24 protein-coding genes and 1 pseudogene are annotated in these 24,969 nt (G+C 68.9%); 12 read left to right on the forward strand and 13 right to left on the reverse strand.

Annotation, left to right across the window (positions count from 1 at the left end; all coding sequences use genetic code 11):
* Positions 1-19: 19 nt before the first annotated feature.
* Positions 20-766, forward strand: a complete 747-nt coding sequence (locus AC5Y2S_RS24690; RefSeq protein WP_499958946.1) for a PE family protein — start codon at positions 20-22, stop codon at positions 764-766.
* Positions 767-964: 198 nt separating this feature from the next.
* On the opposite strand, the gene AC5Y2S_RS24695 is transcribed toward AC5Y2S_RS24690, so the two are convergent.
* The 5 genes from AC5Y2S_RS24695 to AC5Y2S_RS24715 all read right to left on the reverse strand — a co-directional run bounded on the left by AC5Y2S_RS24695 (position 965) and on the right by AC5Y2S_RS24715 (position 3,342).
* On the reverse strand, positions 965-1,360 hold the full coding sequence (locus AC5Y2S_RS24695; RefSeq protein ID WP_499958948.1) for a hypothetical protein: 396 nt from the start codon (positions 1,358-1,360) through the stop codon (positions 965-967).
* Between the two features lie 385 nt (positions 1,361-1,745).
* Positions 1,746-2,273, reverse strand: a complete 528-nt coding sequence (locus tag AC5Y2S_RS24700) for a hypothetical protein (RefSeq protein WP_499958950.1) — start codon at positions 2,271-2,273, stop codon at positions 1,746-1,748.
* Positions 2,270-2,575 carry a DUF2742 domain-containing protein gene (locus tag AC5Y2S_RS24705; RefSeq protein ID WP_499958952.1) on the reverse strand — a complete coding sequence of 102 codons (306 nt, stop codon included), beginning with the start codon at positions 2,573-2,575 and terminating at the stop codon, positions 2,270-2,272. The genes AC5Y2S_RS24700 and AC5Y2S_RS24705 overlap by 4 nt, the downstream gene beginning before the upstream one ends.
* Complete coding sequence (locus AC5Y2S_RS24710) at positions 2,572-2,826, reverse strand: hypothetical protein (RefSeq protein WP_499958954.1); 255 nt, start codon at positions 2,824-2,826, stop codon at positions 2,572-2,574. Before AC5Y2S_RS24710 ends, AC5Y2S_RS24705 begins: the two co-directional genes overlap by 4 nt.
* 210 nt (positions 2,827-3,036) lie before the next feature.
* Positions 3,037-3,342, reverse strand: coding sequence for a hypothetical protein (locus AC5Y2S_RS24715; RefSeq protein WP_499958956.1), 306 nt, complete (start codon positions 3,340-3,342; stop codon positions 3,037-3,039).
* 335 nt (positions 3,343-3,677) lie between these two features.
* On the opposite strand from AC5Y2S_RS24715, the gene AC5Y2S_RS24720 reads away from it, so the two are divergent.
* The 3 genes from AC5Y2S_RS24720 (at position 3,678) to AC5Y2S_RS24730 (ending at position 6,226) form a co-directional block, all read left to right on the forward strand.
* The gene (locus AC5Y2S_RS24720) at positions 3,678-4,694 is read left to right on the forward strand and encodes a hypothetical protein (RefSeq protein ID WP_499958958.1); all 1,017 of its coding nucleotides are present in this window, start codon (positions 3,678-3,680) and stop codon (positions 4,692-4,694) included.
* Between the two features lie 57 nt (positions 4,695-4,751).
* Positions 4,752-4,826: an excalibur calcium-binding domain-containing protein gene (locus AC5Y2S_RS24725; RefSeq protein WP_499959011.1), complete on the forward strand. Its 75-nt coding sequence runs from the start codon at positions 4,752-4,754 to the stop codon at positions 4,824-4,826.
* Positions 4,827-5,335: 509 nt separating this feature from the next.
* A complete protein-coding gene (locus AC5Y2S_RS24730) occupies positions 5,336-6,226 on the forward strand; it encodes a hypothetical protein (protein ID WP_499958959.1) in 891 nt (296 codons plus the stop codon).
* A 22-nt stretch (positions 6,227-6,248) separates the two neighbouring features.
* Here AC5Y2S_RS24730 and AC5Y2S_RS24735 read toward each other — a convergent pair whose 3' ends face one another.
* The gene (locus AC5Y2S_RS24735; RefSeq protein WP_499958961.1) at positions 6,249-6,881 is read right to left on the reverse strand and encodes a hypothetical protein; all 633 of its coding nucleotides are present in this window, start codon (positions 6,879-6,881) and stop codon (positions 6,249-6,251) included.
* Positions 6,882-7,097: 216 nt separating this feature from the next.
* Between AC5Y2S_RS24735 and AC5Y2S_RS24740 the strand changes: the two genes are divergently transcribed.
* Together AC5Y2S_RS24740 and AC5Y2S_RS24745 are read left to right on the forward strand one after the other, a co-directional pair.
* The gene (locus tag AC5Y2S_RS24740; RefSeq protein WP_499958962.1) at positions 7,098-7,505 is read left to right on the forward strand and encodes a superinfection immunity protein; all 408 of its coding nucleotides are present in this window, start codon (positions 7,098-7,100) and stop codon (positions 7,503-7,505) included.
* Between the two features lie 180 nt (positions 7,506-7,685).
* Positions 7,686-8,054: pseudogene (locus AC5Y2S_RS24745) on the forward strand (hypothetical protein); the annotation flags it as partial.
* Positions 8,055-8,061: 7 nt separating this feature from the next.
* Here the strand turns inward: AC5Y2S_RS24745 and AC5Y2S_RS24750 are convergent.
* The 4 genes from AC5Y2S_RS24750 to AC5Y2S_RS24765 form a co-directional block, all read right to left on the reverse strand.
* Positions 8,062-9,510 (reverse strand): lipase maturation factor family protein, encoded by a 1,449-nt coding sequence (locus AC5Y2S_RS24750; protein WP_499959012.1) that lies wholly within the window; start codon positions 9,508-9,510, stop codon positions 8,062-8,064.
* A 56-nt stretch (positions 9,511-9,566) separates the two neighbouring features.
* Positions 9,567-13,805, reverse strand: a complete 4,239-nt coding sequence (locus AC5Y2S_RS24755) for an alpha-(1->3)-arabinofuranosyltransferase domain-containing protein (protein ID WP_499959013.1) — start codon at positions 13,803-13,805, stop codon at positions 9,567-9,569.
* A gap of 19 nt (positions 13,806-13,824) precedes the next feature.
* Positions 13,825-13,998, reverse strand: a complete 174-nt coding sequence (locus tag AC5Y2S_RS24760; protein WP_065443914.1) for a DUF2613 domain-containing protein — start codon at positions 13,996-13,998, stop codon at positions 13,825-13,827.
* Between the two features lie 76 nt (positions 13,999-14,074).
* Entirely contained in the window at positions 14,075-14,275 is a 201-nt protein-coding gene (locus tag AC5Y2S_RS24765) for a DUF2613 domain-containing protein (RefSeq protein WP_499958964.1), read from the reverse strand.
* A 99-nt stretch (positions 14,276-14,374) separates the two neighbouring features.
* Here AC5Y2S_RS24765 and AC5Y2S_RS24770 point away from each other — a divergent pair, with 99 nt between their 5' ends.
* The 3 genes from AC5Y2S_RS24770 to AC5Y2S_RS24780 are packed head-to-tail and all read left to right on the forward strand — an operon-like array spanning position 14,375 to position 17,465.
* Positions 14,375-15,523, forward strand: a complete 1,149-nt coding sequence (locus AC5Y2S_RS24770; RefSeq protein ID WP_499958966.1) for a glycoside hydrolase family 3 N-terminal domain-containing protein — start codon at positions 14,375-14,377, stop codon at positions 15,521-15,523.
* Between the two features lie 54 nt (positions 15,524-15,577).
* Complete coding sequence (locus AC5Y2S_RS24775; RefSeq protein WP_499958968.1) at positions 15,578-16,195, forward strand: TetR/AcrR family transcriptional regulator; 618 nt, start codon at positions 15,578-15,580, stop codon at positions 16,193-16,195.
* A 16-nt stretch (positions 16,196-16,211) separates the two neighbouring features.
* Positions 16,212-17,465: a chloride channel protein gene (locus AC5Y2S_RS24780; protein WP_499958970.1), complete on the forward strand. Its 1,254-nt coding sequence runs from the start codon at positions 16,212-16,214 to the stop codon at positions 17,463-17,465.
* Here AC5Y2S_RS24780 and AC5Y2S_RS24785 read toward each other — a convergent pair.
* Together AC5Y2S_RS24785 and AC5Y2S_RS24790 are read right to left on the reverse strand one after the other, a co-directional pair.
* Positions 17,462-18,307: a MaoC/PaaZ C-terminal domain-containing protein gene (locus AC5Y2S_RS24785; protein ID WP_499959014.1), complete on the reverse strand. Its 846-nt coding sequence runs from the start codon at positions 18,305-18,307 to the stop codon at positions 17,462-17,464. The two genes, AC5Y2S_RS24780 and AC5Y2S_RS24785, sit on opposite strands and share 4 nt — an antisense overlap.
* Entirely contained in the window at positions 18,307-19,671 is a 1,365-nt protein-coding gene (locus AC5Y2S_RS24790) for a 3-oxoacyl-ACP reductase (RefSeq protein WP_499958972.1), read from the reverse strand. The genes AC5Y2S_RS24785 and AC5Y2S_RS24790 overlap by 1 nt, the downstream gene beginning before the upstream one ends.
* Positions 19,672-19,809: 138 nt before the next feature.
* On the opposite strand from AC5Y2S_RS24790, the gene AC5Y2S_RS24795 reads away from it, so the two are divergent.
* Positions 19,810-21,123 carry an acetyl-CoA C-acetyltransferase gene (locus AC5Y2S_RS24795; RefSeq protein WP_499958974.1) on the forward strand — a complete coding sequence of 438 codons (1,314 nt, stop codon included), beginning with the start codon at positions 19,810-19,812 and terminating at the stop codon, positions 21,121-21,123.
* Between the two features lie 269 nt (positions 21,124-21,392).
* Here AC5Y2S_RS24795 and AC5Y2S_RS24800 read toward each other — a convergent pair whose 3' ends face one another.
* Entirely contained in the window at positions 21,393-23,228 is a 1,836-nt protein-coding gene (locus AC5Y2S_RS24800) for an acyl-CoA dehydrogenase (RefSeq protein WP_499958976.1), read from the reverse strand.
* Between the two features lie 190 nt (positions 23,229-23,418).
* Here AC5Y2S_RS24800 and AC5Y2S_RS24805 point away from each other — a divergent pair, with 190 nt between their 5' ends.
* Positions 23,419-24,453 carry an isopenicillin N synthase family dioxygenase gene (locus tag AC5Y2S_RS24805; protein ID WP_499958978.1) on the forward strand — a complete coding sequence of 345 codons (1,035 nt, stop codon included), beginning with the start codon at positions 23,419-23,421 and terminating at the stop codon, positions 24,451-24,453.
* Positions 24,454-24,458: 5 nt separating this feature from the next.
* On the forward strand, positions 24,459-24,947 hold the full coding sequence (locus AC5Y2S_RS24810; protein ID WP_499959015.1) for a flavin reductase family protein: 489 nt from the start codon (positions 24,459-24,461) through the stop codon (positions 24,945-24,947).
* Positions 24,948-24,969: the final 22 nt, after the last annotated feature.

Raw genomic sequence — 24,969 nt, forward strand, 5'->3', positions numbered from 1 at the left:
GGTGCTGTACTCTACCGCCATGGCGTCTCTGACAGCGGTGCCCGACTTCATGGAATCAGCGGCGGCGGATATTGGCCACATCGGCTCGTCACTGCAAGCGGCTAACGCCGCCGCAGCCACTTCCACAACTCGAATTGTGGCCCCGGCCGCTGACGAGGTGTCGGCGGCGATCACGGCGCTGCTCGGCGCCCACGCTCAGGAGTTTCAAGCGCTCAGCGCCAATGCGGCAGTCTTTCATGATCAGTTCACCAATCTGTTGAATGGCGGGGTGGCGCAATACGTCAACACCGAGGTGGCTAATGCCGTGCAAGCGTTAGCCAGCGCCGTGAACACGCCCGCACACGCGCGGGTAGCTCCCATGATTGGAATCGGTCGGAATTTGGCTGGGGCGGCTGCCAACCCGGCTCAGACGATTTCCAGCGTTCCCTTCGGTCCTTTCGAGGCGTACGTGCAGGAGACGATGTTTGGCACTCCTCCCGGTCCACAATGGGGTGTCTTTGATATTGGCCTCAGGCTAAACACGCCGTTCGGTTCGGCGACGTTGTTCTCCGAGGGAGCCACCGAAGGAATGTTCCCGGACGGCTCTGCGGGTTTTGTGTACCACTTCGGAAATCCGCTTCTCTACTTCGGAACCTACGACCTGACGAGCCCAACGGGCCAAACACAGACCGGTTACATCTTCGACGGTTTAACCTTTTCCTGGCCGGGATCCCCGCTGTTAGGCGGCATTCTCCCCAACGTTGGCTATTTGCCGATTAAGTTCTGACCGCACGGGTCGAGTCCGCGAGTCTTTTTGGCCGGGCGACGGGTTCCGCGAACACGGCTTCTCTAAGGGCGGCGGCGGCGCGCTGGCGGATCAGCTCGCGGCAGTCAGCGGAGCAGAATCGGTATTCCCGGCGGCCCGGGGTGAACGGGTGACCGCAGGCCGGACACGTCACGGACCGCGACTGCAAAGGCTTGGGGGTCACTCGGGTGTCACCCTCGGGCAGACGGCGTTGGGATGGCACCGCTCGGCGATGCCGCAGATCGGGCACGGCGATTCGCCGTCGGGGCTGCTCGCCGGGTTGATCTGGTCGAGTAGGTGCGCGACGCGGCCCGCAGTGAAGCGGATCGCGCCGACAAGGTAACGCGGCTGCCCGCTGATCGGATCGACTTCGGCGGGGCATTCCGCGACACGCCCGGCGAGCAGGTGGGCGATGAACCGCCAGTCGTCCGGGGCCACCGCGTCGGCGATGCGGTTCAGGGCGTCGCCCAGCGCGGCGTTGTCGGCGCCGCCGATCGCGTCAAGGCACACCAACGTCAGCCGTTCGACCACAGCAGCAAGCCGAATCAGCTCAGCGTTGTACGAGTCGTCGGTCATGGGGTCCTCCCCGTGTCGGTCTGCCGGTCGCCCGGCAGTTGGGCCTGGGCCTCATCAGAAAGTCTGCATTTCGAGGCACCTGGCGGTGAACTTCGACAGGGCGTGCTCCAAACGTGCCCCGCAACCCGAGCACCACCGACTGCGACGCGGCCGAGGCCCCGACACGGTCCGGCAAAACAGGCACTCATAGCCCTTCCGGCAACGACAAGCGATGTGCACCAGGGCCGTCCATGGCAGCCCGCTCACGGGTGCGCTTCGATCCACGACTGACCCTCATCGAAGCGAGCCTGATTGAATCCAGCGCACAACGTCGGATCACACCAGTCCTCGGCACCGGCCGCGCCGACCGCCGGAGCGCACCCACAACCCCGACAAATGACCGTCCTCACGGCTCGGCCTCGGCGGGGTCGTAGTCGAAAGCGGGCTCAGGCGGGAGCGGTTCGTTGTTTGCTGGGGCTGCTGGTCCCTTACTTCCGTAGGTGGTTACTTCTGTATAGGCCTTGCCTTGCCTAGCCTGTCCTGTGTTTTCCGGATGGACTTCCGTACGGACTTCCGTATGGACAGGTTGTTGCGCTGCGAGTTTTTCGGCACGGTCTTTCGCCTTCCGTTCACGGTCCTTGGCGCGTGTCCGTTCGGCGGCTTCGAGTTGCGTGCGGCTGGTTTGCGTGGCCAGGTAGTTAACGACCAACCAGCCATCGTGAAGCTCGACGCACAGCCCCGCCGCGACAAACGCGGCCATCGCGTCGGTGTCCACGCGGGGGATCAGCGGCAGGTTCTCAAAGCGGATCATGCCATCGGTCCGGTTGCTCGCTGACCATGCCAGCACGTGCATCCACGCCCGGAAATCACTATCGGTGAGCCCCTGAATACGGGCGTCATGCAGCCAGCGGTCCGGGAATCGGGCGTCGGTCATCCGGCCCTCCGGGGAATGTAGGGGTCGGTGGCTGCGCGTAAGCTGCGCGCGATTCGCGGCCAGTCAGCAGCGGCGGACACCGCGCGGGACGCCTCCGCGAGGGCCTGCTGCGCGGTCTCCAGCCGCAACGCGTGATGCCGGGCGGCGTCGAATAGCGCCGCGATCTTGCGCGGGTCGGCGTCGGGCAGCTCGGACCACGCCGGGCTGCCGAGCACCGGCCAGTCACCGACCGCGTCAAGGAGCGGGCTGACGAACCGGTGAACGCTCCACCAATCAACTTGCTGACTCTCGGTGCCGGTCATGCTGGCCTCCCGGTGGGAAGTCCGGCGTCAAGGGTCGCGGCGATCCCCCGGCACAGCGTGTCCATGTCTCGGTGATCGCAGGCAAGGATGGTCAGGAACCAGGCGACCTGCTTCCAGCGGTCGAGGTCGTCGCCGATTTCTACGCCGATCATCGCCATCACGTCGCGGTCACGTGTCATCAACGCCAACGTGAGCCGCTGCGCCCAGCACCAGTACCGGCGTTTCTCCTCGCTGAGGGGATACATCTTCACCGCGACCACCCGGCCGTCTTGATACCCCGAATGTCGCCGTGCGCCGTAACATCAACCATGTCTCTCGCCTTTCGGGGTCTCGCTTCGACTTCGGCGGGCCGAGCGAGGCCGGACGGCTGACTGCGGGATAGTGGTTGTCCAGACGGTGACGGTGGCGAGTCCTCGGTTCGGTGGCCGAGGACCGCTCCCGTTTCTGGGGGGAGTTGTGTTTCACGCGGCGCCGCCGTCTTCGAGCTGTTTAGCCTCACCGGCCGCGCCGCCGTCTTCGAGCTGGTCGGCCTCAACATCGGCGGGTTGGACGCAGATTGGCGCGAGCAACTCGCGTAAGCGGTTGCGTTGCTCGACCGTCAGCGGCGGCGCGGCGGCGACCAATCGCCTGATCTTGTCGCTCCAGACGGCGGCTTGCAGCGCCTCGCGTTCCGCGCTGGCATCTTCGGCGGGATGGTAACGACGCCGCATCCCGAGCTTTCCGCGCGCGGACATCACCTCGGGCGAGGCGGTGTATGGCTTGGACATTCAGACAAACCCCATTCAAACCGTGGGCGCGGGCGGGATGCCCGCGCGCCTATCAATCCGGGGTGTGGTTGTCCTGCGCCTCTCACCGTAAATCCGTACCGTCCTAGCCGCAAGCTTTTCTACGTAACTGGCCCCTCTTTTTACCCGTTGCTACAACACGAGATGACGCGAAGCTTACTCAGCGTTATCAACGATGCAACTGTGTTCTGAGTCGCACTATTGCAACATAGTTGGGGAACTTATTACACGGTGCGTGCGTTGCAGGGTCAACGAGGGAAGGTTTGCCAGGCGCAGGCCGCCTTGTTAGCCACCGAACATGAAAGCAACCCCATGACATGACCGACTACCTCTCGCCCGAGGACATCGCCGCCGTCGACCTCGACATCGCCGACGATGACGAGAGGCTGTCCAAGCTGGGAAGCATCGCGGGCACTCTTCAGCGCGCCGCGCTTGCCCGGTTCCGCGTCCACCAGGCCGACGACACGATCCCGACTAACGGCCGGTTCGTGTTCTACGAGCTGGAGCAGCTCGGGATCGTCTGCAAGCATCCGCTTTCGGCGTTCGCCGAGCTGCGCCGCCGTGACGGTAAGCCGATCAAACGGGAAGACCGGCAATACCTCTCAGAGGCGCTGACCCATCTGCGGGAGGTCGGGATCATCCCATGGTCGTGGCTCCTCGATGAACGCCGGATCTACAGCGAGTGGAACACCGCGCCCAGCGTCGCGGACTTCATGGCCCAGTCGCTGGAGGAGGCCACCCTGGACCCGTGGGGTGGGGAGCCCCCGCCGCTGCTTCTGTGCGAGTCCGGTGACACCGCCGGGGTGCTGCGCAACCTCGCCGCCCTCTACGGGTGCCCGATCACCGACACAGCGGGCATGGCGCGGGCGCATCTGATCAACGAGGTCGCGTCGCGCCTGCAGCCCGGCCAGCGCGTCGGCTATCTCGGGGACTCCGACCTGTCCGGCGGGCAGATCGAGGCCCACGACCGGCGGGTACTGATGAAGCACGCCCCGGCGTGGGCGGAGTCGGTGATCCGTTCGGAGGCAAGGGCTTTGCGGTCAGGCGTACCACTACGCCCGCTGTGGGAGCGGATCGCGTTGACCGACGCCCAGGTAGCTGCCGACCCCGAGCTACGGCGGCTGGTCATCCGCAAGAGAGACAAGCGGTACGACGGCGGCCGTGAACATGACGCCGTCGAGCTGGAAGCCCTCGGGCAGCGGCGAATCCTCGACATGGTGCGCGCCTATCTCGACGCGCTGATGCCCGAGCCGCTCGCCGACGTACTGGTACGGGAGAACGCCCAACGGGCCGAGGTCCGCGAGATTCTGCGGCGGGCCGGACTGATCGCCTGACCGACAACCACAACCCACGACCACCCGAGAGGAACACCATGACCGAAAACCACGCGGCTGCACCCCGACTACGCGCCTTCGCTGGACAAGGACCATGACGGCATTGCCTGCGAGACGGGCAAAGACGGCTAACGACGATGAGGCCACCGCCCGGATACTCCGCCTGCTCCCAGCCCTATCCCCAGCGCCGCAAGATGAGCACCGACGAGGTGCTCGGCGGATGCGGCCGCGCGGAGGATGCCGCCGAGGGGGGAGCGGGGGACCGGGCACCTTTCGGGTCGAGGACCTATGAGCGCGGCGATTGCGGCTGATCGTCTAAATCCCTAAGACTCCCGGCGGTATGTAGTTGTTGGGCGACGATCGGCACGTGGCCGCCGGGAGCGGTGCCATTCTACCTACGAAGAGGTGCGCGGTGATTGTCGCGGCGGTGCTGGTGTACGAGCCGGACGGGTTGCTGGCGCTGGCGGAGGAGGACCCGTCCGCGGCACTCCGCCCACGACGTAGGGATGCGAGGTCCCGCCTGATGTCGGCCGCGACGTCTAACCTCGTTACCCGAGATGTCCAGGCAGCGCGGCCGCAGGCCGATTGACCGTCACCGCAGGCGCAAAGCCGTCTGCGGCGTCTGCGGGCACAAGAAGCTGATGACCAGGGCGCACGTGCCGCCCCAATGCGCCGGCAACCAGATGCTGACCAAGCGCTACCGACTCATGCTGGAGGGCCACGAGGTCAGCACGGGCCGCCCGGACCCCGGCGGAATCCACCTGCCGGGACACTGCATCGAGTGCAACGGGCTCGCGAGCCGGTACGACGGCGCGTACGGCGACTTCGCGGCCTCGCTCAAGCCGTGTTGGGACAAATCGCTCACACTCGCCCTGCCGAAACAGATCGCCGTGCCCGACGTCGGCTTCGACCCCGGCGCGGTCGCACGCTCGATCCTGTTGGGGATGTGCGCCACCGGAACCCTGCTCAGGGAGCATTGGCCCGACCTACCGATGTCGCTCACCGGGGCCGAGCCCGTCGAGCTGCCCGCGCAAATGAAGCTATACCTCGCGCTCGCCCGCGGACGGTCCGCGCGCGTCGCCGGGTCCATCTTCGGCTGGCACCTGCTGGGCCCGAACCAGCGCCGCGGCGCCGACGGAAACCAGATCGGGATCATGGCCATCGCCTCCGTGTACTTCCCGCCGTTGGCGTGGGAGCTCGTCTACACCGCCCGCGAGACGATCCTCGATGAACTCGGCTGGGTCGACGTCAGCGGCTGGACCCGGTTTCGCCCGGGAGAGACCCACCGGCTACGGCAGATGGTTCCCAAGCTGGCGCCGACGTGCCACCCGTGGCACGACCCCTACCGAAACGACAGCTGGACCGAACTGTTCAACTCCGACATGGTGCACATTGTCGAGTGCGCCAACGTCGAGGGCGGCGAACCGGATCCCGCTCTGCCGCTGACGTTTTCGACACGAGCGTACATGCCGACCGAGCAGATGCTGGACCTCGCGCGCCAACGCGGTGTTGTGCCGACTAGCGGAACCTGAAGGCGCGCAGCACGGGTCCTTGCTATTGCCGCCGGACGGCGGGCCACTGGAAGTGACGTTGCGACGCAAGTGTTTCGTGAGCGAATTGGCGACCCAGCGCAAGGTGCGCGTTGTCCGGGTAGATGGTGACACCCTGCGGGAACGGGGTCGGCCCGTTGTACGTCAGGTTTCCGGTGATCCCGAGCGCGTACTTCCCAGCCCGAAGGACCTCGTAGTACGCCTCAAGCTGTTCGTCGACGTGGGCGCCGCCGTCTTTGTTGGCGAGGCTCAAGATGATTTTCTTGCGCGTGTACGGCGTGCCGTTGTCGACGAAGATCGTCTCGCCGTCCCACCAGTCGGCAAGAGGAACCTCCGTGAACTCCTTACCCAGCAGGGGCGTCATCGTGATCGGCCGCGGACTATTGATATCGAGTCTCATGCCGAGGTAGTCCTGCCAGTTGCCGTGTCCCCGCGCCGACGACAGCATCTTCGTCCCCGTCAGCTGCATATGGGTCAACAGCGAGGTGCTCATAGCCGTCTGGTGGAAGATCACCCGCATCGTGGTGGCGAACCGAAGGCTTTCGTCTTCCTGACCCGAGTCGTATGCCCGTGCCGACCGCTCAAGAAATCCGATCTGGGTCCCCATCTGCTCCTCGAACCGCACCGCACCACTCATGGCGAACACCTTATTGCAGCTCCCCGACAAGGCCGGGAAAGGGCGGCGGCGCTGACGACTCAGGGGCCACCACAACGCCCAGGTGGGCACCTCGGGGCGCTGGCCGGTGCCGACGTCGGCTCGGGCGGCGCTGGACGGTGACTCTCGGCCCTGGTCCCAGCGGCGGCGACGGCGATACGATGCGGCATTCCTACGAACGGGCGTAAGGGGTAAGTGATGATGACGCTCGCGGACAGCGGCAACGGCAGCGGCTACGGCCCCGCCTTTGTCATCGTGCTGGCACTGATGCTTGCCGGTTACTTCCTGCCGTCGATCATTGCGGCGGCGCGCAAGGTGCGTAACACCGGCTCAATCGTCGTGATAAACCTTTTCCTGGGTTGGACTTTCATCGGCTGGGTGGTCGCAATGGCGATGGCGGCGCGTACCGTCGATGCTTCACCTGCACCGCGTCAGTATCCCGGCGTGCCGTACCCCGGCAGGCCGCAACAGCTCGAAATACCTTCGGAGACTGCGGATTCAGAGTCGCCGTCGTTGGGTGATATATGGCGTGACCATATCAGTGGTGAGCCTCTTACCCAGACCAGGGATGACTTACAGCAGTGGTGGAGGCGGCGAACCCAATGAGCGCCCACCGAATATGACGAATAGCCTATCTCGTCAGCAGGCCGCCGTCAGGGCTGGTTACTTTGAATCCGGGGTTTGACTCCTCATCAGCCACCCGATCACCATAGGCAACCAGCCCGCGCAACCTGCGTCTTCGATCACTGCCCGATGTCACCAGGCTTTAAAGTGTTCCCAGCCAGCCGACACCATCATTTGATCAAGACGTTTCTGGGTTGGGCCGAACAGCAACTGCCCGACGGGACGCTGATTCTGACCTCCCCGTCCGGACAGACGTATGTCACCACCCCGGGCAGCGCGCTGCTGTTCCCCAGCCTGTGTTATTCGGTGGGCGGCATGCCCACACCGGAGGCCGACCCGCCGGCCGACTACTGCGCCGAGCGCACCGCGATGATGCCCCGACGCCGCCGCACCCGCGCCCAAGACCGCGCCTACCGGGTGGCCACCGAACGCCGCCACAACCGCGACGCCCGCCTGGCCCGTAAAGCTGAGTGGCCCAGCTACTTTGGACCCGCCCCACCCCAAGACGACGACGATCCACCGCCGTTTTGACGCCTGGCTAAGCTCCCCGCGGAGACTGCTCTTTTCCCAGCGTCATGGGCCGGACGTAGGTGCCCACCAGCGTGCGATGCCACCACGCCCGCTCGCGCCGCAGCTCTCGCCACGTCGTAAATCGGTACTCATAGAGCTGCGCGCGCACGTACCGCGGCGGCGAATCGGGAAACGGATTGCGCCGCAACAGGCGCAGCGTCGGGCGGTCGTTGCGCAGCAGCCGCTGCATGAATGGCCTCAGCCACGGCTGGGCGTAACCCGGCGAGATGGCGGCGAACCACATCAGCCAGTCCAGGCGCAGATGGTAGGGGGCCCACTGCCGCGGCAGCCGGCGCACGCCGCCGGGCTTGCCCTTGAATTCGTATTCCTTCCAGACCGTTTCGCTGCTGACAGGCGAGCCGTCGGTGCCCTCGATCACCACCTCGCGGCGGATGCGCCCGATGCTGCCGAACGCCCCGTAGGTGTTCACCAGATGAAATGAGTTGAACGACATGTTCATTCGCTGACGCGGCGAGAGCATGTTGCGCAGCGGCCAGTAGCTCATGAACAGCACGGCGGCGGTGAACGCCATCACCACGCCGGCAAACCACAGCGGCGGCCCCGAGGGCCAAGCGTGCGCGGGCACCGCAAAGAGCATCCCCAACGACGAGTCGTCGATCGCGCTGAACGCCAGCATGATCGTTACCCAGTTGAGCCAGGCGAAGTTGCCCGAAGCCACCAGCCACAGCTGGGTGACGACGACGACCGCCCCCGCCACGCTGGCCACCGGCTGCGGTGCGAACAACCCGAACGGCACGATCAGCTGGGCGAAATGGTTGCCCGCCACCTCGATACGGTGCAGCGGCCTCGGCAGGTGGTGGAAGAACCAGCTCAGCGGCCCCGGCATCGGCTGGGTTTCGTGGTGGTAGTACAGGCACGTCAGGTCGCGCCAGCACGGGTCACCGCGCATCTTGATCAGCCCGGCGCCGAACTCGACCCGGAACAGCAGCAGCCGCGCCATCCACAGCGTCAGCACCGGCGGCGCCACCCGCTCGTTGCCGAGGAAGATCATCAGGAACCCCGACTCCAGCAGCAACGACTCCCAGCCGAACCCATACCAGGTCTGGCCGACGTTGACGATCGAAAGGTAAAGCGCCCACAGGGCCAGCCACGCCAGCATCGCGCCCCACACCGGCGCCAGGTCGGCCGCGCCGCCGACGACCGCGGCCGCCAGCGCCGCGCCCAGCCAGGCCACCCCCGCGAACAGCCGGTCGGAGTAGCGCAGATGAAAAAGGCTCGGCGCGCGCCAAAACGTCTGCCTGGCCAAAAACCGCGGCACCGGCAGCATTCCGTGCTCGCCGATGAGCGCCCGGAATTGCAGCGCGGCCGCGACGAACGCGATCAGATAGATGGCCGCGACGCCCCGCTGCAGGACCATCCGGCCCAGCCAATATTCAGGCGCCGAAAACCAATCCATGGTCGTCACGTATTACCAGTCAAGCAGCAGGAAAACCGCTAGCCAACGGCCAAAAGTCATTCCTCGCGCGGCCGCGGCTCGCGGCGCGGAACCGCCACCACCGATGCGGCGAGCACCGCGAGCGAAATCAGTGCCAGCAGTTGCACATTCGCCGCGTGCCCCGCGTAGCCGTCGACCGAGCGCCAGGGGTGCCGCGACAGCGCCGCCCCGGCCAGGATCAGCCCGGCCGCGCTCAGCGCCACCGTCGCGGCGTCGCCCCGACGCCGCCGCCGCAGCGCGTACCGCAGGCCCAGGGCGGCGCCGGCCGCGACCAACCCCGCGGCGCCCGCGATGAGAACCCCGGCCGCCAGCACGGCGACCGCCGCCCACGGCCCCGGCGCCCACGGCCGGGCGGGCGGGTCGTCGGTACGCCGCCGCCGGGGTCGCCACCAGGCGAGCGCGGCCAGCAGCGGCAGCAGCACCAGCCCCACCGCCAGGCCCGCCCGGTACAGCGAATTGGACGCGAAGCTCAGCGTGATGGTGCCCGGGTCCCCGGCCGGCACCACCCAGCCCTGCTGCCAGCCGTTGACCGCGACCGGCGTCAGTCGGGCCCCGGCGGCGGTGCGCGCCACCCAGCCGGGGTTGATGCTTTCCGGGATGACCAGCAGCCGCGCGGCGGGCGACGCGGGGGCCCGCACCTCGCGGCGGCTCGGACCCCACGCTCCGGTCTGGGCGCGAACCGGAGCGGCGCTGGGTATCGCGGCGGCGGCGGGGGTCGACAGCCGGGCCCCGTCCACGACGAATTGCGCGCCGGGACCGATCAACAGCTCCTGCTGGCCGGCCGGCAGCGCGATCGGCTCGCGTTCGCAGGGCTGGGCCTCGACGGGTTCGCCGTCCAGCAGCGCGCCCGCGGTGGTGCGGATCGAGGTGTGCACGAATCGGCCCGCGACGGCGATGACCGGGCCGCGGTCGCAACCGACGGTGATCTCGCGCGAGCGGTTGCGGGCGGCGTCGGCGGGTGCGATCGGGTTGCCGTCGGCGCCCAGCACCGCGACCTCGGCCAGGCCCGGCGGCTTGAGCTGATCGAAGCCCAGGGCGTTGCGGTCGATCACGTCTTCCCAGTCGAGCAGGCTGATGCTGACGGTGTCGGTCACCCGCGGCTTGAGTGAAAGCGTTTGGGGCTCACCCGGTTTCAGCTGGCGTACCTGCGGGCCGTCGCCCAGGTTGACGGCCACCACCGTCGGGTGCGCCGGCAGCGTCGACGCGCTGGGCGCCACCCGCAGCCCCGCGACCTCCGTCGCCCGCGGCAGGGTGACGGTCAGCGTCGGCGGGGACTTGTGCTGCACCACCCGCTGCGGCGCGGTCCACGCGGTGGCCGGGTCGCCGTCGGTCGCGGCGAACGCGGACCCGAGAATGTCCACCGCGTCGGAATCGCCTTGGGCCCGAGTGGTATTCGGCTCGGCGACCAGGTCCGCCAATTTGGGCCCCTGCCGCGGCCGTACCCACACCGTCGGCGTCACCGACACCGGGGCCGCGACGGTCAGGGTGCGGCTGAAGTTGACCGGCTCTTCCGGCGCCAACGCCATCGACGCCGCGCAGCGCACGCCGCCGGGCGCCGCCGCGCAGCCGGGCCTGCCGAGCAATTCCGAACCCAGGTCCCACGCGGCGACCGCCGAGCCCGGCGGCGGCCCGGGCACTGAAACGGTGTGCCGCAGGCTGACCGGGTGCGCGAAGCCGGACGCGTCGTACTGGGTAATTGAAAGGTCGGTGATGCCGAACTGCACGCCGGGGGAGCCGTCGTCGGTGCCGGCGGCGGTGACCCGCACCCACGGGGTTTCGCCGTACGGCAGCGCCGTTGCGAGCGGCTTGCCGGGCTCGTCGAACCGCAAAGTGGTGCTGCCGTTGGCGGTCTCGATCAGGATGCGGCGGACCTGGGCGCCGACGGCGGTCGCGCTCGGCGTGATGGTGATCGAGCCGTTGGTCACCGGGTGGTCGAAGTCCACCCGCAGCCACTGCCCGACGGCGGCCTGCAGCGCGTTGGACACCCACGCCGTCCCGGAGTCGCCGTCGACGGCCTCGGCGGGGGAGGTCGCGGGCGCGACGTCGGGCATGGCGGTGGAGTCCGACGACGAGCTCGACACCGTGATGCGCCCGCCGTTCCAGGCGCCGAAGACGGTGTCTGCGCCCGGCACCGGATAGTCGGGCACGCGGTTGTAGGTGCGCCGGGCGTCACCGGTCGCCCGGACGGCCGACGAATGCTGGTCGACGCGGCCGTAGTCGGTCTCGCGGGCCACCGGGGTGTCGGTGACCGTCACGAGCGAGGCCGGGAGACCGGCACCCCGGGCGTCGGGCGTCAGCAGCACCGGGCCCAGCGGCTGCTGGCCCAGCAGTCGTCGCCGCTCGTCCAGGCGCAGCAATACTTCCGGCCCGCCGTCGACCCGGGCCAACCGGTCGGCGTCGACGAAGTAGGGCGCGCCGGGGTCGTCGCCGCCATTTGAGGAGGCCACCCGGTAGATCTCCACGGCCGGGTAGCGGGGCCGCAGCCCGCCGTCGGCGACGAAGCCCGCCAGTGTGCCGGGCCCCACTGGCGCGCCGAACTGTGCGACCTTCTGCAATCCCGGCGAGCCCGCGATCGCGCGGTGCACCAGGATGGGGCGCGCGGAGCGAGACGTCTCCGGATCCAGGTCGTTGCGCAGCACGACGTACGAAATGCCTTGGCGGGCAAGGGTGTCGGCCAGGCCCGCCGAGGGTTGCCCGGCGGCGAACAGGCGTTGCACCGAGTCCAGCGCCCGGATGGTCTGCGGCGGGGTCAGCGGGATCGAGTCGCGCACCCCCCACGGGCTGTTGCCGAGCACCTGCAGCGGCTCGTCGTGGGTGGTGCCCCACGCCTGGGTGGCGAACGGCGCGCCGGGGACCACCAGTACCCGCCCGGGAACCGGTGCGCCCGTGTTGTGTTCGTCGAGCCAGTCGGCGGCCTGGTGCCAGTACGCCGGGATCGCGCCGAATGTGCCCGGCGGGGCGAGCCGGCCGGTCCACGCCAGCGAGGTGCTGACCATCAGCGCGGTCAGGACCACGATCGCCACGGCGGCCCGCTTGTCGCGCTCGGGGTGGGCGAGCGCGCGCAGCCACGCCGAGCGCGGCGCGCTGCCCGGGAGCGCGACCCGGCCCAGCAGCTGCGCGACGCCCAGCGCCACCGGGATCCGGATCACCGGTCCCAGTTTGTGCACGTTGCGCAGCGGCGCGCCGGCGGCGTCCATGAACGCCTGCACCTCGTGGGCGAACGGCGACCCCAGCCCCCCGCTGTAGCCGACGGCCATCAACACCACGCCGACCAGCAGCATCGTTACCAGCCGCCCCCGCGCCGGCATCCCCGGGCTGGCCAGCCCGGCCAGCCCCGCCGCGGCGACCAGGCAGGTGGCCAGGACGGCCGCCGACCCGGTCACCAGGGGCGCGCCGGCGGTGGCGGTCGGCGCCACGAACGGGGTCCAGGCGTCGGTGCCGCGCAGGATCTCGGTCAGCGACGACCACTGCGTTGTCACCCCGGAGGATTCGATGAAGTCCAGGAACGGCGGGCTGACGTGGCGCAGGCAAACCAGCGCAACCACCCACCACAGCGTGGCCAGGCCCAGCGCCAGCGCCCACCACGCCGTGTAGCGCCACCACAACCGGTTCGGCCGGTGGCACGCCCACCAGATCACCGCGGGCAGGCATCCGGCCAGCGTCGCGATGGCGTTGACCGCGCCCATCAAAGCCACGGCCAGCCCGGCCTGCGCGGCCAGCGCCCGTACCGACCTGTCGCCGGCGGCCCTTAGCGCCAGGATCGTCGGCAACAGCACCCACGGCGCCAGCATCATCGGCAACGTCTCCGACGAGATCGATCCGAGCGTGGTCAGCACCCGCGGCGACAGCGCGAACGCCAGAGCGCCGATCACCCGGGACGTCGGGCTGCCGATGCCCAGCGTTTCGGCCACCCGCAGCAGCCCCCAAAAACCGACGCTCAGCAGCAGCGCCCACCACACCCGCTGGGTGATCCAGCCCGGCACGCCCAGCGCGTGGCCGACCAGAAAGAAGGTGCCGTGCGGAAACAGGTAGCCGTAGGCCTGGTTCTGGGCCTGACCGAACGGCAGCTCGCTGTTCCACAGGTTGGTCGCGCGGGCCAGGAACCGCAGCGGGTTGGCGGTGAGGTCGAGCTTGGTGTCGGGGGAGACCTGCCCGGGCGACTGCGCGAACGTCAGCGCCAGCGCGACGGCGCCGACCAACAGCAACCACCGGCGGGAGAGCGGCGCGGCTGGCGCCGGCGCCGCCGGCTCGCCCAGCGTCGGCCCTGCCGCGCGGCTAGCTACGGTTGCCGTACTCGACCCGGTTGAGCACTGACGACTGCGGATCGCCCCCGGGGAGTGGCGGCTTCGTGTCCTGCTGCACCATCAGGGTGATCCCGAAGATCGCGGCCGCGCCCAGCAACAGACCAACCACAACGCTCGCGGCGGCGGGCGCGATGATCCGGTTCATGAAAAGGCTCCTGAAGTTTCGCGGGGGGACCTAGCGCCAACCTAGCAGAACGGCCGTCGCCGGCTCGGCCGGCGAGTCACGGCCACGGAATGCAATGGCCATGCCAACAGCGAGAGCCGTAACTCACCAGGTACGGCCCGGAGGGGTGCTGCGGTGCGGTCTGCGCCGGCGCCGCCTTGTGGTCTTCGACCTCGAGCGTGACGCCGACGGTCGCCGCGGCGCCGATCATCAGCCCCGCCGCGATGCTTGCCGCCGCGACCAACGAAAACCCGGCCATCGCCGGCTCCTCCCTGCCAGGCAAATGGGCTGATTGCCAACCTACCGGCGATGCCCCCTGGAGCACGGGACGAAACGCTCGCCGTGACAACATGGCCCGATGCCCTTCCCCCGCACCCTGGCCGTGCTCGTCGCCGCAACAGCGCTGGTAGCCGGCTGCGGCCACCATGCCGCCCACCCGCCGGCGGCCTCGTCGAGCAAGCCGGCCGCCGCCCCCGCGCCGCCGGTGTGCGCCGACCCAACGGCCGTCCCGGCCGCGCTGTCGACCCGCGACAAGCTGGCACAACTGCTGATGGTGGGCGTGCGGAACGCCGACGAAGCCCGAACCGTCGTCAATGACAGCCACGTCGGCGGGATCATCATCGGTGGCTGGACGGACCTCTCGATTTTCAAGGGCGGGCTGGCCGAGGTCGCCCACAGCGCCGGGCCCCTCCCGCTGGCGGTGGGCGTCGATGAAGAGGGTGGCCGGGTGTCGCGGTTGAAGTCGCTGATCGGGGCGGCCCCGTCGGCCCGGCAGCTGGCGCAGACCCAGACGCCCCAGCAAGTCCACGACCTCGAAGTGGAGCGCGGCAAGAAGATGCGCGACCTGGGCATCACCGTCGACTTCGCCCCGGTGGTCGACGTGACCGATGCCCCGGACGGCGTGATCGGTGACCGCTCGTTCGGCGCGGACCCGAACACCGTCACGGCCTACGCCGGGGCCTACGCGCAGGGCCTGCGCGACGCCGGGCTGCTGCCGGTGCTCAAGCACTTCCCCGGCCATGGACATGGCTCGGGCGATTCACACAAGGGCGGCGTCGTCACGCCGCCGCTGAGCGACCTGCAGACCAACGACCTCGTGCCCTACCGGACGCTACTGACCCAGCTCCCGGTCGCGGTCATGATCGGTCACCTGCAAGTCCCCGGGCTGACCGGCGACGACCCTGCCAGCCTGAGCCGGGCCGCGGTGCAGTTGCTGCGCGACGGCATCGGCTACGGCGCCCCGCCCTTCAACGGCCCGGTGTTCAGCGACGACCTGTCCAGCATGGCCGCGATCTCCGATCGGTACGGCGTGGCGGAGGCGGTGCTGCGCGCGCTGCAGGCCGGTACCGACGTCGCGCTGTGGGTCAGCATCGAAGAGGTGCCCGCGGTCCTGGACCGGCTGGAAAAGGCGGTGGCCGCCGGCGACCTGCCGATGGCGGCGGTCGACCAGTCGGTGGTGCGGGTGGCGACGATGAAGGGCGCCAATCGAACATGTGGCCACCAATAGGCCGCATCATCGTTACCCTGTAGTCAGATTTTGGCGGGCTAGAGAGGCACGGCGATGGCGGGTGGCACCAAGCGGCTGCCGCGTGCTGTCCGCGAGCAGCAAATGCTCGACGCCGCGGTGCAGATGTTCTCGGTCAACGGTTACCACGAGACCTCGATGGACACCATCGCCGCCGAGGCGCAGATCTCCAAGCCGATGCTGTATCTGTACTACGGCTCCAAGGAGGACCTGTTCGGCGCCTGCCTGGACCGCGAGCTGGGGCGGTTCATCGAAGGGGTGCGCGCCGACATCAACTTCGACCAGAGCCCAAAGGACCTGCTGGGCAACGCAATCAGGTCGTTCATGCGTTACATCGACGCCAACCGCGCGTCCTGGATCGTGATGTACACGCAGGCCATCAGCTCGCAGGCGTTCGCGCACACCGTGCGCGAGGGACGCGAGCAGATCATCGAACTGGTGGCCGAGCTGATGCGGGCCGGCAGCCGCACCCCGCGGTCGGACGCCGAGTACCAGATGATGGCCGTGGCGCTGGTGGGCGCGGGGGAGGCGATGGCCAACCGGCTGTCCAGCGGCGAGCTCGGCGTCGACGAGGCGGCCGAGCTGATGATCGACCTGTTCTGGCACGGTCTGCGCGGCACGCCGGAGGATCGCGAAGCCGCCGCGGCCGGCTAACCCCTACATTCGTGGGGTGGCCCCTCCGCCTCGATCGCCTCCCCGCCGCAACCTCGACTTCTTTTGCGCCGTAGTCATCGTCGGGTTGCTGGCCGGGGCCGCCGGGTTGGCGACGACGGAGGTGCTGCGGCTCGTCGAGCACATCACCTATCACTACAGTTTCGGCCCGCTGCTGACCGGGATCACCGGCAGCGGCCCCGTCCGCCGTGCGCTGGGGCCGGTGGTCGGCGGCGCGCTGGCGGGACTGGGCTGGTGGCTCCTGCGCCGCCGCACCCCGGTGCCGCCGCTGGCGGGGACCATCGCCCGCCGCGAGCCGATCCCGCGGCTGGCGTGGAGTGTCGACGCGGTGTTGCAGGTGCTGCTGGTCGGCTCCGGCGCATCACTGGGCCGCGAGGGCGCCCCGCGCCAATTCGCCGCGGCCCTGGGCGATTTCGCCACCGCATGGCTGAAGCGGCTGTCCGGCCATGACCGCCAGGTCTTGCTGGCGTGTGCGGCGGGGGCGGGTCTTGGCGCCGTCTACGCCGTCCCGCTGGCCGGCGCGCTGTTCGCCGTGCGGATCATGCTCAACACCTGGCATCCCCGGGCGGTGGGCGCGGCCCTGCTCACGTCGAGCCTGGCCGTCGCGATCTGCTCGGCCGAAACGCACGACCAGCCGAGCCTGGCCTGGCCCAGCGCGGAATCGTCGTACCTGCTGACCGCGCACGGGCTGATCCTGGCGCCGGTGACCCTCGCGGTGGGGTTGGCGTTCAACCGTCTGATGGCGGCGGCGCGGCCGGCCCGGGTGATGCGTTCGTGGGTGCTGGTCCCGGCGCTGGCCGCCGCGGGTGTGGTGATGGGCATCTGCTCGCATTGGTTCCCGGAGTTGCCCGGCAACGGCCGCAGCATCCTGACCGTCAGCCTCGCCAGCCGCATGACCCTGTCGGCGGCCCTGGTCATCCTGGTGTTGAAACCGCTGCTGACGGCGCTGTTCCTGCGCGCCGGCGGGGCGGGCGGAATGCTCACGCCCTCGCTGGCCACCGGCGCGGCGGCGGGATCGGCCCTGGTGCTGGCCGTCAATTGGGCGGCCGGGACGCACCTGCACACGCCGGCCGTCTCGCTGGCGGGGGCCGCCGGGGTGCTCGCGGTGACCCAGGGTTCACCGATCTGGGCGGCGATCTTCGTCTGGGAGCTGGCCCACCCGCCGCTGTGGCTGTTCGGCGTCTTCCTGCTGACCGCCTGCGGCGCTTACGGATTGAAGGTGCTCGCGCTCGGCCGCCGGCCCGCGGGCTAGAGGCCCCGGACGCTGCCGGTTAGATAGGGATAGCCCTTCGCGACGTTGCGCAGCGACAGATCCCAGCCGCCGTCGTCGCCCTCGTCGATGTACAGCCCCGCGGTGCCGGGCAGCACCAGCGGCTTGCCGAACCGCACCGAGTACTGCGCCGCGTCGGGAATCCGGGCCTCGATGTTCGCCAATACCGCTGCGGCGCTGAACATCCCGTGCGCGATGACGGTCGGGAAGCCGAACAGCTTGGCGGCGATCGGGTTCGTGTGGATCGGGTTGTGGTCGCCGCCGACCGCGGCGTAGCGGCGGATCTGGCCGGGGCTGATCCGCAGCACGGTGCTCGGCGGGGGCAGCTTCGGCTGCTTCTGCGGCGGCGGTTTGGGCTCGTCGGACAGGCTGGTGCGTTGCTGGTGCAGGAAGGTGGTCACCTGGTGCCACGCGACGTCATTGCCGACGCTGACGTCGGTCACCAGATCCACCAGCAGGCCCTTGCGGTGTTCGCGCAGGTTCTCCGCGCGCACGCGCACGCCGACCGTGTCGGTCACCGCGATCGGGCGGTACTGCGTGATGCGGTTTTCGGTGTGCACCGATCCCATTGCGGCGAAAGGAAAGTCGAAGCCGGTCACCAGCGACATCATCGCGGGAAACGTCAACGCGAACGGGTAGGTCAGCGGCACGTGGTTGCCGTAGCGCAGGCCCGTGACGCCCGCGTACTCGGCCACGTTCGTCTGGTCGATGGGCAGTTCCTCGACCGTCACCGTGCGGCTCGGCAGCTGGTCCGAGCGGGGCAGCAGGGGCAGCGCCCCGGCCGCCGCGCGCAGCATGTTTCGCAAACCGCTTGGCTGGTTCATCATGCCCCCAACATCGCCTGGCCGCAGACGCGAATGACGTTGCCGGTCACCGCGTTCGACGCGGGGCTGGCGAAATACGCGATGGCCTCGGCCACATCGACGGGCTGCCCGCCCTGCAGCAGCGAGTTCATCCGGCGGCCGACCTCGCGGGTGGCCAGCGGGATGGCCGCGGTCATCTGGGTTTCGATGAAGCCGGGCGCGACCGCGTTGATCGTGATGCCCTTCGCGTAGAGCCCCGGCGCCAGCGCCTGGGTCAGGCCGATCATGCCGGCCTTGGTGGTGGCGTAGTTGGTCTGCCCGCGGTTGCCCGCGATGCCGGCCATCGACGACAGGCCGATCACCCGGCCCCCCTCGCCGATGCTGCCGTTGCCGATCAGGCCCTCGGTAAGCCGTTGCGGGGCAAGCAGGTTGACGGCCAGCACGGCGTCCCAACGCGCGTCGTCCATGTTGGCCAGCAGCTTGTCGCGGGTGATGCCGGCGTTGTTGACCAGGACGTCGGCGTGCCCGGCGTAGTGGTCGCGCAGGTGCTCGGTGATCTTGTCGACCGCGTCGTCTGCGGTGACGTCCAGCCACAGCGGGGTGCCCCCGACCCGGCTGGCGGTCTCGGCGAGAGCCTCGGCGGCCGACTCCACGTCGATGGCGACGACGCGGGCGCCGTCGCGGGCGAACACCTCGGCGATGCAGGCGCCGATGCCGCGGGCGGCGCCGGTCACGATGGCCACTTGGGAGTCCAGCGGCCGTTCCCAGTCGGCCGGCGGGGTGGAGTCGGCCTCGCCGACATAGAAGACCTGGCCGTCGACGTAGGCGGACTTGCCCGAGAGGATGAACCGCATCGTGGATTCCAGGCCGGTGGCGGCGGGCTTGGCGTCCGGCGACAGGTACACCAGCTGCGCGGTGGACCCGTTGCGCAGCTCCTTGCCCAGCGAGCGGGTGAAGCCCTCCAGCGCGCGCTGGGCGATGCGCTCGTCGGTGCTGGCGGCGGCGTCGGGCGTGGTGCCGACCACCACGACGCGGGCGTTGTGGCCCAGATTGCGCAGCACCGGGGTGAAGAACTCGTAGAGGCCCTTGAGCCCGGCCGGCGCCGTGATGCCGGTGGCGTCGAACACCAGCCCGGCGAACTTGTCGGCCCAGCGGCCGCCCAGGTTGGCGCCCACCACGTCGTAGTCGGCATGCAGGGCCGCGCGCAGCGGCTCGGCCACCCTGCCCTCGCCGCCGATCAGCAGGGAGCCCGCCAGCGGCGGCTCACCGGGCCGGTACCGGCGAAGCGTCTCGGGCTGCGGGATGCCGAGCTGCTTTGCCAGAAACGATCCGGGGCCGGAGTTGACCACCTGCGAGAACAGATCGGACGAGCCTTTGGGAGCCACTGAGCTGCCTTCCTGGGTAATGCCGTTTGTCGGACAACCGTATCGGGACGAACTTACTTCAGAGTAAGAACAGTGAGTAGTATGGCGAACAACGGCCGGTTCAAAAAGTGATGTACCCGGAGATGCACGGAGAGAAAAGTGGCCCCTGCGAGTTCTAAGACCAGGCGACCAGTCGCGGTACTGGGCGGCAATCGCATCCCGTTCGCGCGGTCGGACGGCGCGTACGCCGAAGCGTCCAACCAGGACATGTTCACCGCCGCCCTGGACGGGCTGGTGGACAGGTTCGGGCTGGCAGGCGAGCGGCTGGGCGTGGTGGTCGGCGGCGCGGTGCTAAAGCACAGCCGCGACTTCAACCTGACCCGCGAGTGCGTGCTGGGCTCCGAGCTGTCGTCGTACACGCCCGCGTTCGACGTTCAGCAGGCGTGCGGGACGGGGCTGCAGGCCGCGATCGCCGCGGCCGACGGCGTCGCCGCCGGCCGCTACGAGGTGGCCGCCGCCGGCGGGGTGGACACCACCTCCGACCCGCCGATCGGCCTGGGCGACAACCTGCGCCGCCAGCTGCTCAAGCTGCGCCGGTCCAAGTCGAACCTGGAACGTCTCAAGCTGGTCGGCACGCTGCCCGCCACGCTGGGGATCGAGATCCCCGCCAACAGCGAGCCGCGCACCGGGTTGTCGATGGGCGAGCACGCCGCCATCACCACTAAGCAGATGGGCATCAAGCGCGTCGACCAGGACGAGCTGGCCGTCGCCAGCCATCGCAACATGGCCGCCGCCTACGACCGGGGCTTTTTCGACGACCTCGTCACGCCCTTCCTCGGGCTCTACCGGGACGACAACCTGCGCGCCAACGCCAGCACCGAAAAGCTGGCGACGCTGCGCCCCGTGTTCGGGGTGAAGAACGGCGACGCGACGATGACGGCCGGCAACTCCACCCCGCTGACGGACGGCGCGTCGGTCGCGCTGCTGGCCAGCGAGGAGTGGGCGGCCGCCCACTCCCTGACTCCGCTGGCCTACCTGATGGACGCGGAAACCGCCGCGGTGGACTACGTCAACGGGCGCGACGGGTTGCTGATGGCGCCGACGTACGCGGTGCCCCGGCTGCTGGCCCGGAACGGACTGAGCCTGCAGGACTTCGATTTCTACGAGATCCACGAGGCGTTCGCGTCGGTGGTGCTGGCCCACCTACAGGCCTGGGAATCCGAGGAGTACTGCAAGGAGCGGCTGGGGCTCGACGCCGCGCTCGGGTCCATCGATCGGGCCAAGCTGAACGTCAACGGGTCGTCGCTGGCCGCCGGGCATCCCTTCGCGGCCACCGGCGGGCGGATCCTGGCGCAGGCCGCCAAGCAGCTGGCCGAGAAGAAGGCCGAGCAGAAGGGCGGCGGCACCCTACGGGCGCTGATCTCCATCTGCGCCGCCGGCGGCCAGGGCGTGGCCGCGATCCTGGAGGCCTGATCGCCTCAAACATCGGGCGCGAATGAATTCGGTCACAGTCGGTTACGAACCGGGGCTCTTGGGTATCCGACCGTCCGGATAGCCCCGTGTTGTGGTCTGACCCCCCGACCCCGACGGCAATACGGGGCATCCCTGAATCGACCGCCGATCGTGGGCGGGGGGCGAAAAGGGCCGCCGCTGGACTGAGGGGATCCAGCGGCGGTCTTTTTTGCTTACATACAAAAACCCCGCCTCCAGCCGGAAGCGGGGTTTTTGCTGAGGCCCAGCGTCTAGAACGCCGCCTCGTCGAGCTCCATGATGTCGTTGTCCAGCGTCTCGATGACCTCGCGGGTGCTGGCCAGCAGGGGCAGGAAGTTTTTCGCGAAGAACGATGCCACCGCGATCTTGCCCTCGTAGAAGGACCGCTCGGCGCCGCTGGCGCCGGCGTCCAGCGCCGCCACCGCAACCGCGGCCTGACGCTGCAGCAACCAGCCGATGACCAGGTCGCCGACGCTCATCAGGAAGCGCACCGAGCCCAGGCCCACCTTGTACAGGCTGGTGACGTCCTCCTGCGCGGCCATCAGGTAGCCGGTCAGGGTGGCCGCCATGGCCTGCACGTCGGTCAGCGCCTTGCCGAGCAGCTCGCGCTCGGTCTTGAGCCGGCCGTTGCCGGACTCGCTGTCGACGAACTTCTGGATCTCCCCGGACACGTGGGCCAGCGCCACACCCTTGTCGCGGACGATCTTGCGGAAGAAGAAGTCCTGCGCCTGGATGGCCGTGGTGCCCTCGTAGAGCGAGTCGATCTTGGCGTCACGGATGTACTGCTCGATCGGGTAGTCCTGCAGGAAGCCGGACCCACCGAACGTCTGCAGGCTCTCGGTCAGCTTGGCGTAGGCCTGCTCGGAGCCCACACCCTTGACCACCGGCAGCATCAGGTCGTTGACCTTGACGGCCAGCTCGGCGTCCACACCGTGCAGCGCCTCGGCGACCGCCGCGTCCTGGTAGGTCGCGGTGAACAGGTACAGCGCGCGCAGACCCTCGGCGTAGGCCTTCTGGGTCATCAGCGACCGGCGCACGTCGGGGTGGTGCGTGATGGTCACCCGCGGCGCGGTCTTGTCGGTCATCTGGGTCATGTCGGCGCCCTGCACCCGGGACTTGGCGTACTCCAACGCGTTCAGGTAGCCGGTGGACAGGGTGGCGATCGCCTTGGTGCCGACCATCATCCGCGCCATCTCGATGACGTCGAACATCTGCGCGATGCCGTTGTGCACCTCGCCGACCAGCCAGCCCTTGGCGGGCACGCCGTGCTGGCCGAGCGACAGCTCACAGGTCGCCGAGACCTTCAGGCCCATCTTGTGCTCGACGTTGGTGACGAAGGCGCCGTTGCGCTCGCCCGGTTCGCCGGTCTCGAAGTCGAACAGGAACTTGGGCACGATGAACAGCGACAGACCCTTGGTACCGGGGCCGGCGCCCTCGGGACGGGCCAGCACCAGGTGGACGATGTTCTCGAACAGGTCACCGGAGTCACCCGAGGTGATGAACCGCTTGACGCCGTCGATGTGCCAGGAGCCGTCCTCCTGCTGCACCGCCTTGGTGCGCCCGGCGCCGACGTCCGAGCCGGCGTCCGGCTCGGTGAGCACCATGGTCGCACCCCATCCGCGCTCCGCGATCAGCGTGGCCCACTTCTTCTGCTCCTCGGTGCCGAGGTGGTAGATGACGTTGGCGAATCCGGCGCCGCCGGCGTACATCCATACCGCCGGGTTGGCGCCCAGGATGTGCTCGTGCAGCGCCCATACCAGTGCCTTTGGCATCGGCATGCCGCCGAGTGCCTCGTCGACGCCGGCTTTGTCCCAACCGGCCTCCTGGACGGCGCGGACCGACTCCTTGAAGGCCTCCGGCAGCGCCACCGAGTGGGTCTCCGGGTCGAAGACCGGCGGGTTGCGGTCGCCCTCGACGAACGATTCCGCGACCGGGCCCTCGGCCAGCCGGCTGATCTCGGACAGCATTTCCTGGGCGGTGTCGACGTCGAGGTCGCTGTACTCGCCTTGGCCTAATGCCTTGTCAACGCCGAAGACTTCGAACAGGTTGAATACCTGGTCACGGACGTTGCTCTTGTAGTGGCCCACTACGTTCCTCCTCGTTGAGAATGCCACTTGTGGTTGGGTACTAGGTCTAAGTTACCCACCAGTAACTGCCCTAAAATATAACCGTTATTGTCGCCGAAGCAAGCGAGTGTGAGCTAGATTCCACCGTCTAACTAACCAACCGGTTGGGCAGTCCCTTCTTTCGCGCCTGACCTGCGGAGATGATGTGGCCATGACGGACGTGAGGCGCGTCACAGCGCTGCCCGTGGTGGACCTTCGAACCGCCCCGGAAGCCCTGCGGGAGGGCCTTCGCGAGGCCGCCCACGACGTCGGTTTCTTCTACCTGATCGGCCACGACGTGCCCGGCGAACTAGCCGCCCGGGTGCTCGACGCGGCGCGCCGCTTGTTCGCGCTGCCGGAGGCCGACAAGGACGCGATCGCGATGGTGCGCAGCCCGCATTTCCGCGGCTACACCCGGCTGGGCGGCGAGCTGACCCGGGGCCGGGTGGACTGGCGCGAGCAGATCGACCTCGGCCCCGAACGCCCCCCGATCGGCGGTCCCGGCAGTCCGGACTACCTGTGGCTGCAGGGCCCGAATCAGTGGCCGGAGGCCCTGCCCGAGTTGCCCGCGATCATCGACGAGTGGGACGCCGCCCTTTCCGTGGTGGCCCGCCGCCTGCTCCGGCATTGGGCGGCGTCGCTGGGCAGCCCGCCGGACGCGTTCGACGCCGCGTTCGCCGACGCGCCCGCCACGCTGATCAAGATCATCCGCTACCCCGCCCGCGCGGCCAGCCCCCAGGGCGTGGGCGCGCACCGCGACGCCGGCGTGCTCACGCTGCTGCTCGCCGAGCCGGGCAGCCGTGGCCTGCAGGTGCGACGGGGCGGCCACGCGGGCTGGATCGACGTGCCGCCGGTGGAGGGCGCGTTCATCGTCAACATCGGCGAGCTGCTCGAGGTGGCCACGGGCGGCTACCTGCGGGCCACCGAGCACCGGGTGAACCTGGCCGGCCCGGCCGGGGAGCGCATCTCGGTGCCGTACTTCTTCAACCCGCGACTGGACGCGCAGATCCCGGTGCTGGCGTTGCCCGAGGAATTGGCGGCGCGGGCCGCGAAAAGGGACGACCCGTCGGATCCGATCTTCTCGGTCTACGGCCGCAACGCCTGGAAGAGCAGGCTGCGGGCGCATCCGGATGTGGCTTCAGCCCACGGATATTCGGCAGGTAGGGTCGGGGACGAGAATTCCGTCCTCGGCGCAAGGGGCGAATGACCGCGGTGAACCCGAACAAGAATCTGACGCCGTCCACGCTTCGTGAGGCATTCGGCCACTTTCCGTCCGGCGTGGTGGCCATCGCCGCCGAGGTCGAGGGGATCCGAGAAGGCTTGGCCGCCAGCACCTTCGTCCCCGTTTCACTCGAGCCGCCGCTGGTGTCGTTCTGCGTGCAGAACACCTCGACGACCTGGCCCAAACTCAAGGCCGTGCCGATGCTGGGCATCAGCGTGCTCGGCGAGGTCCATGACGCGGCCGCGCGCACGTTGGCGGCCAAGACCGGCGACCGCTTCGCCGGGCTGGAGACGGTGTCCTACGACAGCGGCGCGGTGTTCATCAAGGGCACCGGCCTGTGGCTGGAGAGCGCGATCGAACAACTGATCCCGGCGGGGGACCACACCATCGTGGTGCTGCGGGTCAGCGAGGTGACGGTCGACGCCGAGGTGGCGCCCATCGTGTTCCACCGCAGCACCTTCCGCCGGCTCGGCGTCTAGGCCACGGCGATGCCGCCCCCGC

It is taken from the genome of Mycobacterium sp. NGS69 (assembly GCF_059812165.1).

What these genes read in the sequence shown, in the direction of transcription:
- AC5Y2S_RS24705 (WP_499958952.1), bottom strand. Translation starts at nt 2,575, where the DNA reads ATGACCGGCACCGAGAGTCAGCAAGTTGATTGGTGGAGCGTTCACCGG.
- AC5Y2S_RS24785 (WP_499959014.1), bottom strand. Translation starts at nt 18,307, where the DNA reads ATGAACCAGCCAAGCGGTTTGCGAAACATGCTGCGCGCGGCGGCCGGG.
- AC5Y2S_RS24760 (WP_065443914.1), bottom strand. Translation starts at nt 13,998, where the DNA reads ATGAACCGGATCATCGCGCCCGCCGCCGCGAGCGTTGTGGTTGGTCTG.
- AC5Y2S_RS24730 (WP_499958959.1), top strand. Translation starts at nt 5,336, where the DNA reads ATGACCAGGGCGCACGTGCCGCCCCAATGCGCCGGCAACCAGATGCTG.
- AC5Y2S_RS24735 (WP_499958961.1), bottom strand. Translation starts at nt 6,881, where the DNA reads ATGAGTGGTGCGGTGCGGTTCGAGGAGCAGATGGGGACCCAGATCGGA.
- AC5Y2S_RS24770 (WP_499958966.1), top strand. Translation starts at nt 14,375, where the DNA reads ATGCCCTTCCCCCGCACCCTGGCCGTGCTCGTCGCCGCAACAGCGCTG.
- AC5Y2S_RS24750 (WP_499959012.1), bottom strand. Translation starts at nt 9,510, where the DNA reads ATGGATTGGTTTTCGGCGCCTGAATATTGGCTGGGCCGGATGGTCCTG.
- AC5Y2S_RS24690 (WP_499958946.1), top strand. Translation starts at nt 20, where the DNA reads ATGGCGTCTCTGACAGCGGTGCCCGACTTCATGGAATCAGCGGCGGCG.
- AC5Y2S_RS24720 (WP_499958958.1), top strand. Translation starts at nt 3,678, where the DNA reads ATGACCGACTACCTCTCGCCCGAGGACATCGCCGCCGTCGACCTCGAC.
- AC5Y2S_RS24740 (WP_499958962.1), top strand. Translation starts at nt 7,098, where the DNA reads ATGATGACGCTCGCGGACAGCGGCAACGGCAGCGGCTACGGCCCCGCC.
- AC5Y2S_RS24715 (WP_499958956.1), bottom strand. Translation starts at nt 3,342, where the DNA reads ATGTCCAAGCCATACACCGCCTCGCCCGAGGTGATGTCCGCGCGCGGA.
- AC5Y2S_RS24775 (WP_499958968.1), top strand. Translation starts at nt 15,578, where the DNA reads ATGGCGGGTGGCACCAAGCGGCTGCCGCGTGCTGTCCGCGAGCAGCAA.
- AC5Y2S_RS24805 (WP_499958978.1), top strand. Translation starts at nt 23,419, where the DNA reads ATGACGGACGTGAGGCGCGTCACAGCGCTGCCCGTGGTGGACCTTCGA.
- AC5Y2S_RS24700 (WP_499958950.1), bottom strand. Translation starts at nt 2,273, where the DNA reads ATGACCGACGCCCGATTCCCGGACCGCTGGCTGCATGACGCCCGTATT.
- AC5Y2S_RS24695 (WP_499958948.1), bottom strand. Translation starts at nt 1,360, where the DNA reads ATGACCGACGACTCGTACAACGCTGAGCTGATTCGGCTTGCTGCTGTG.
- AC5Y2S_RS24765 (WP_499958964.1), bottom strand. Translation starts at nt 14,275, where the DNA reads ATGGCCGGGTTTTCGTTGGTCGCGGCGGCAAGCATCGCGGCGGGGCTG.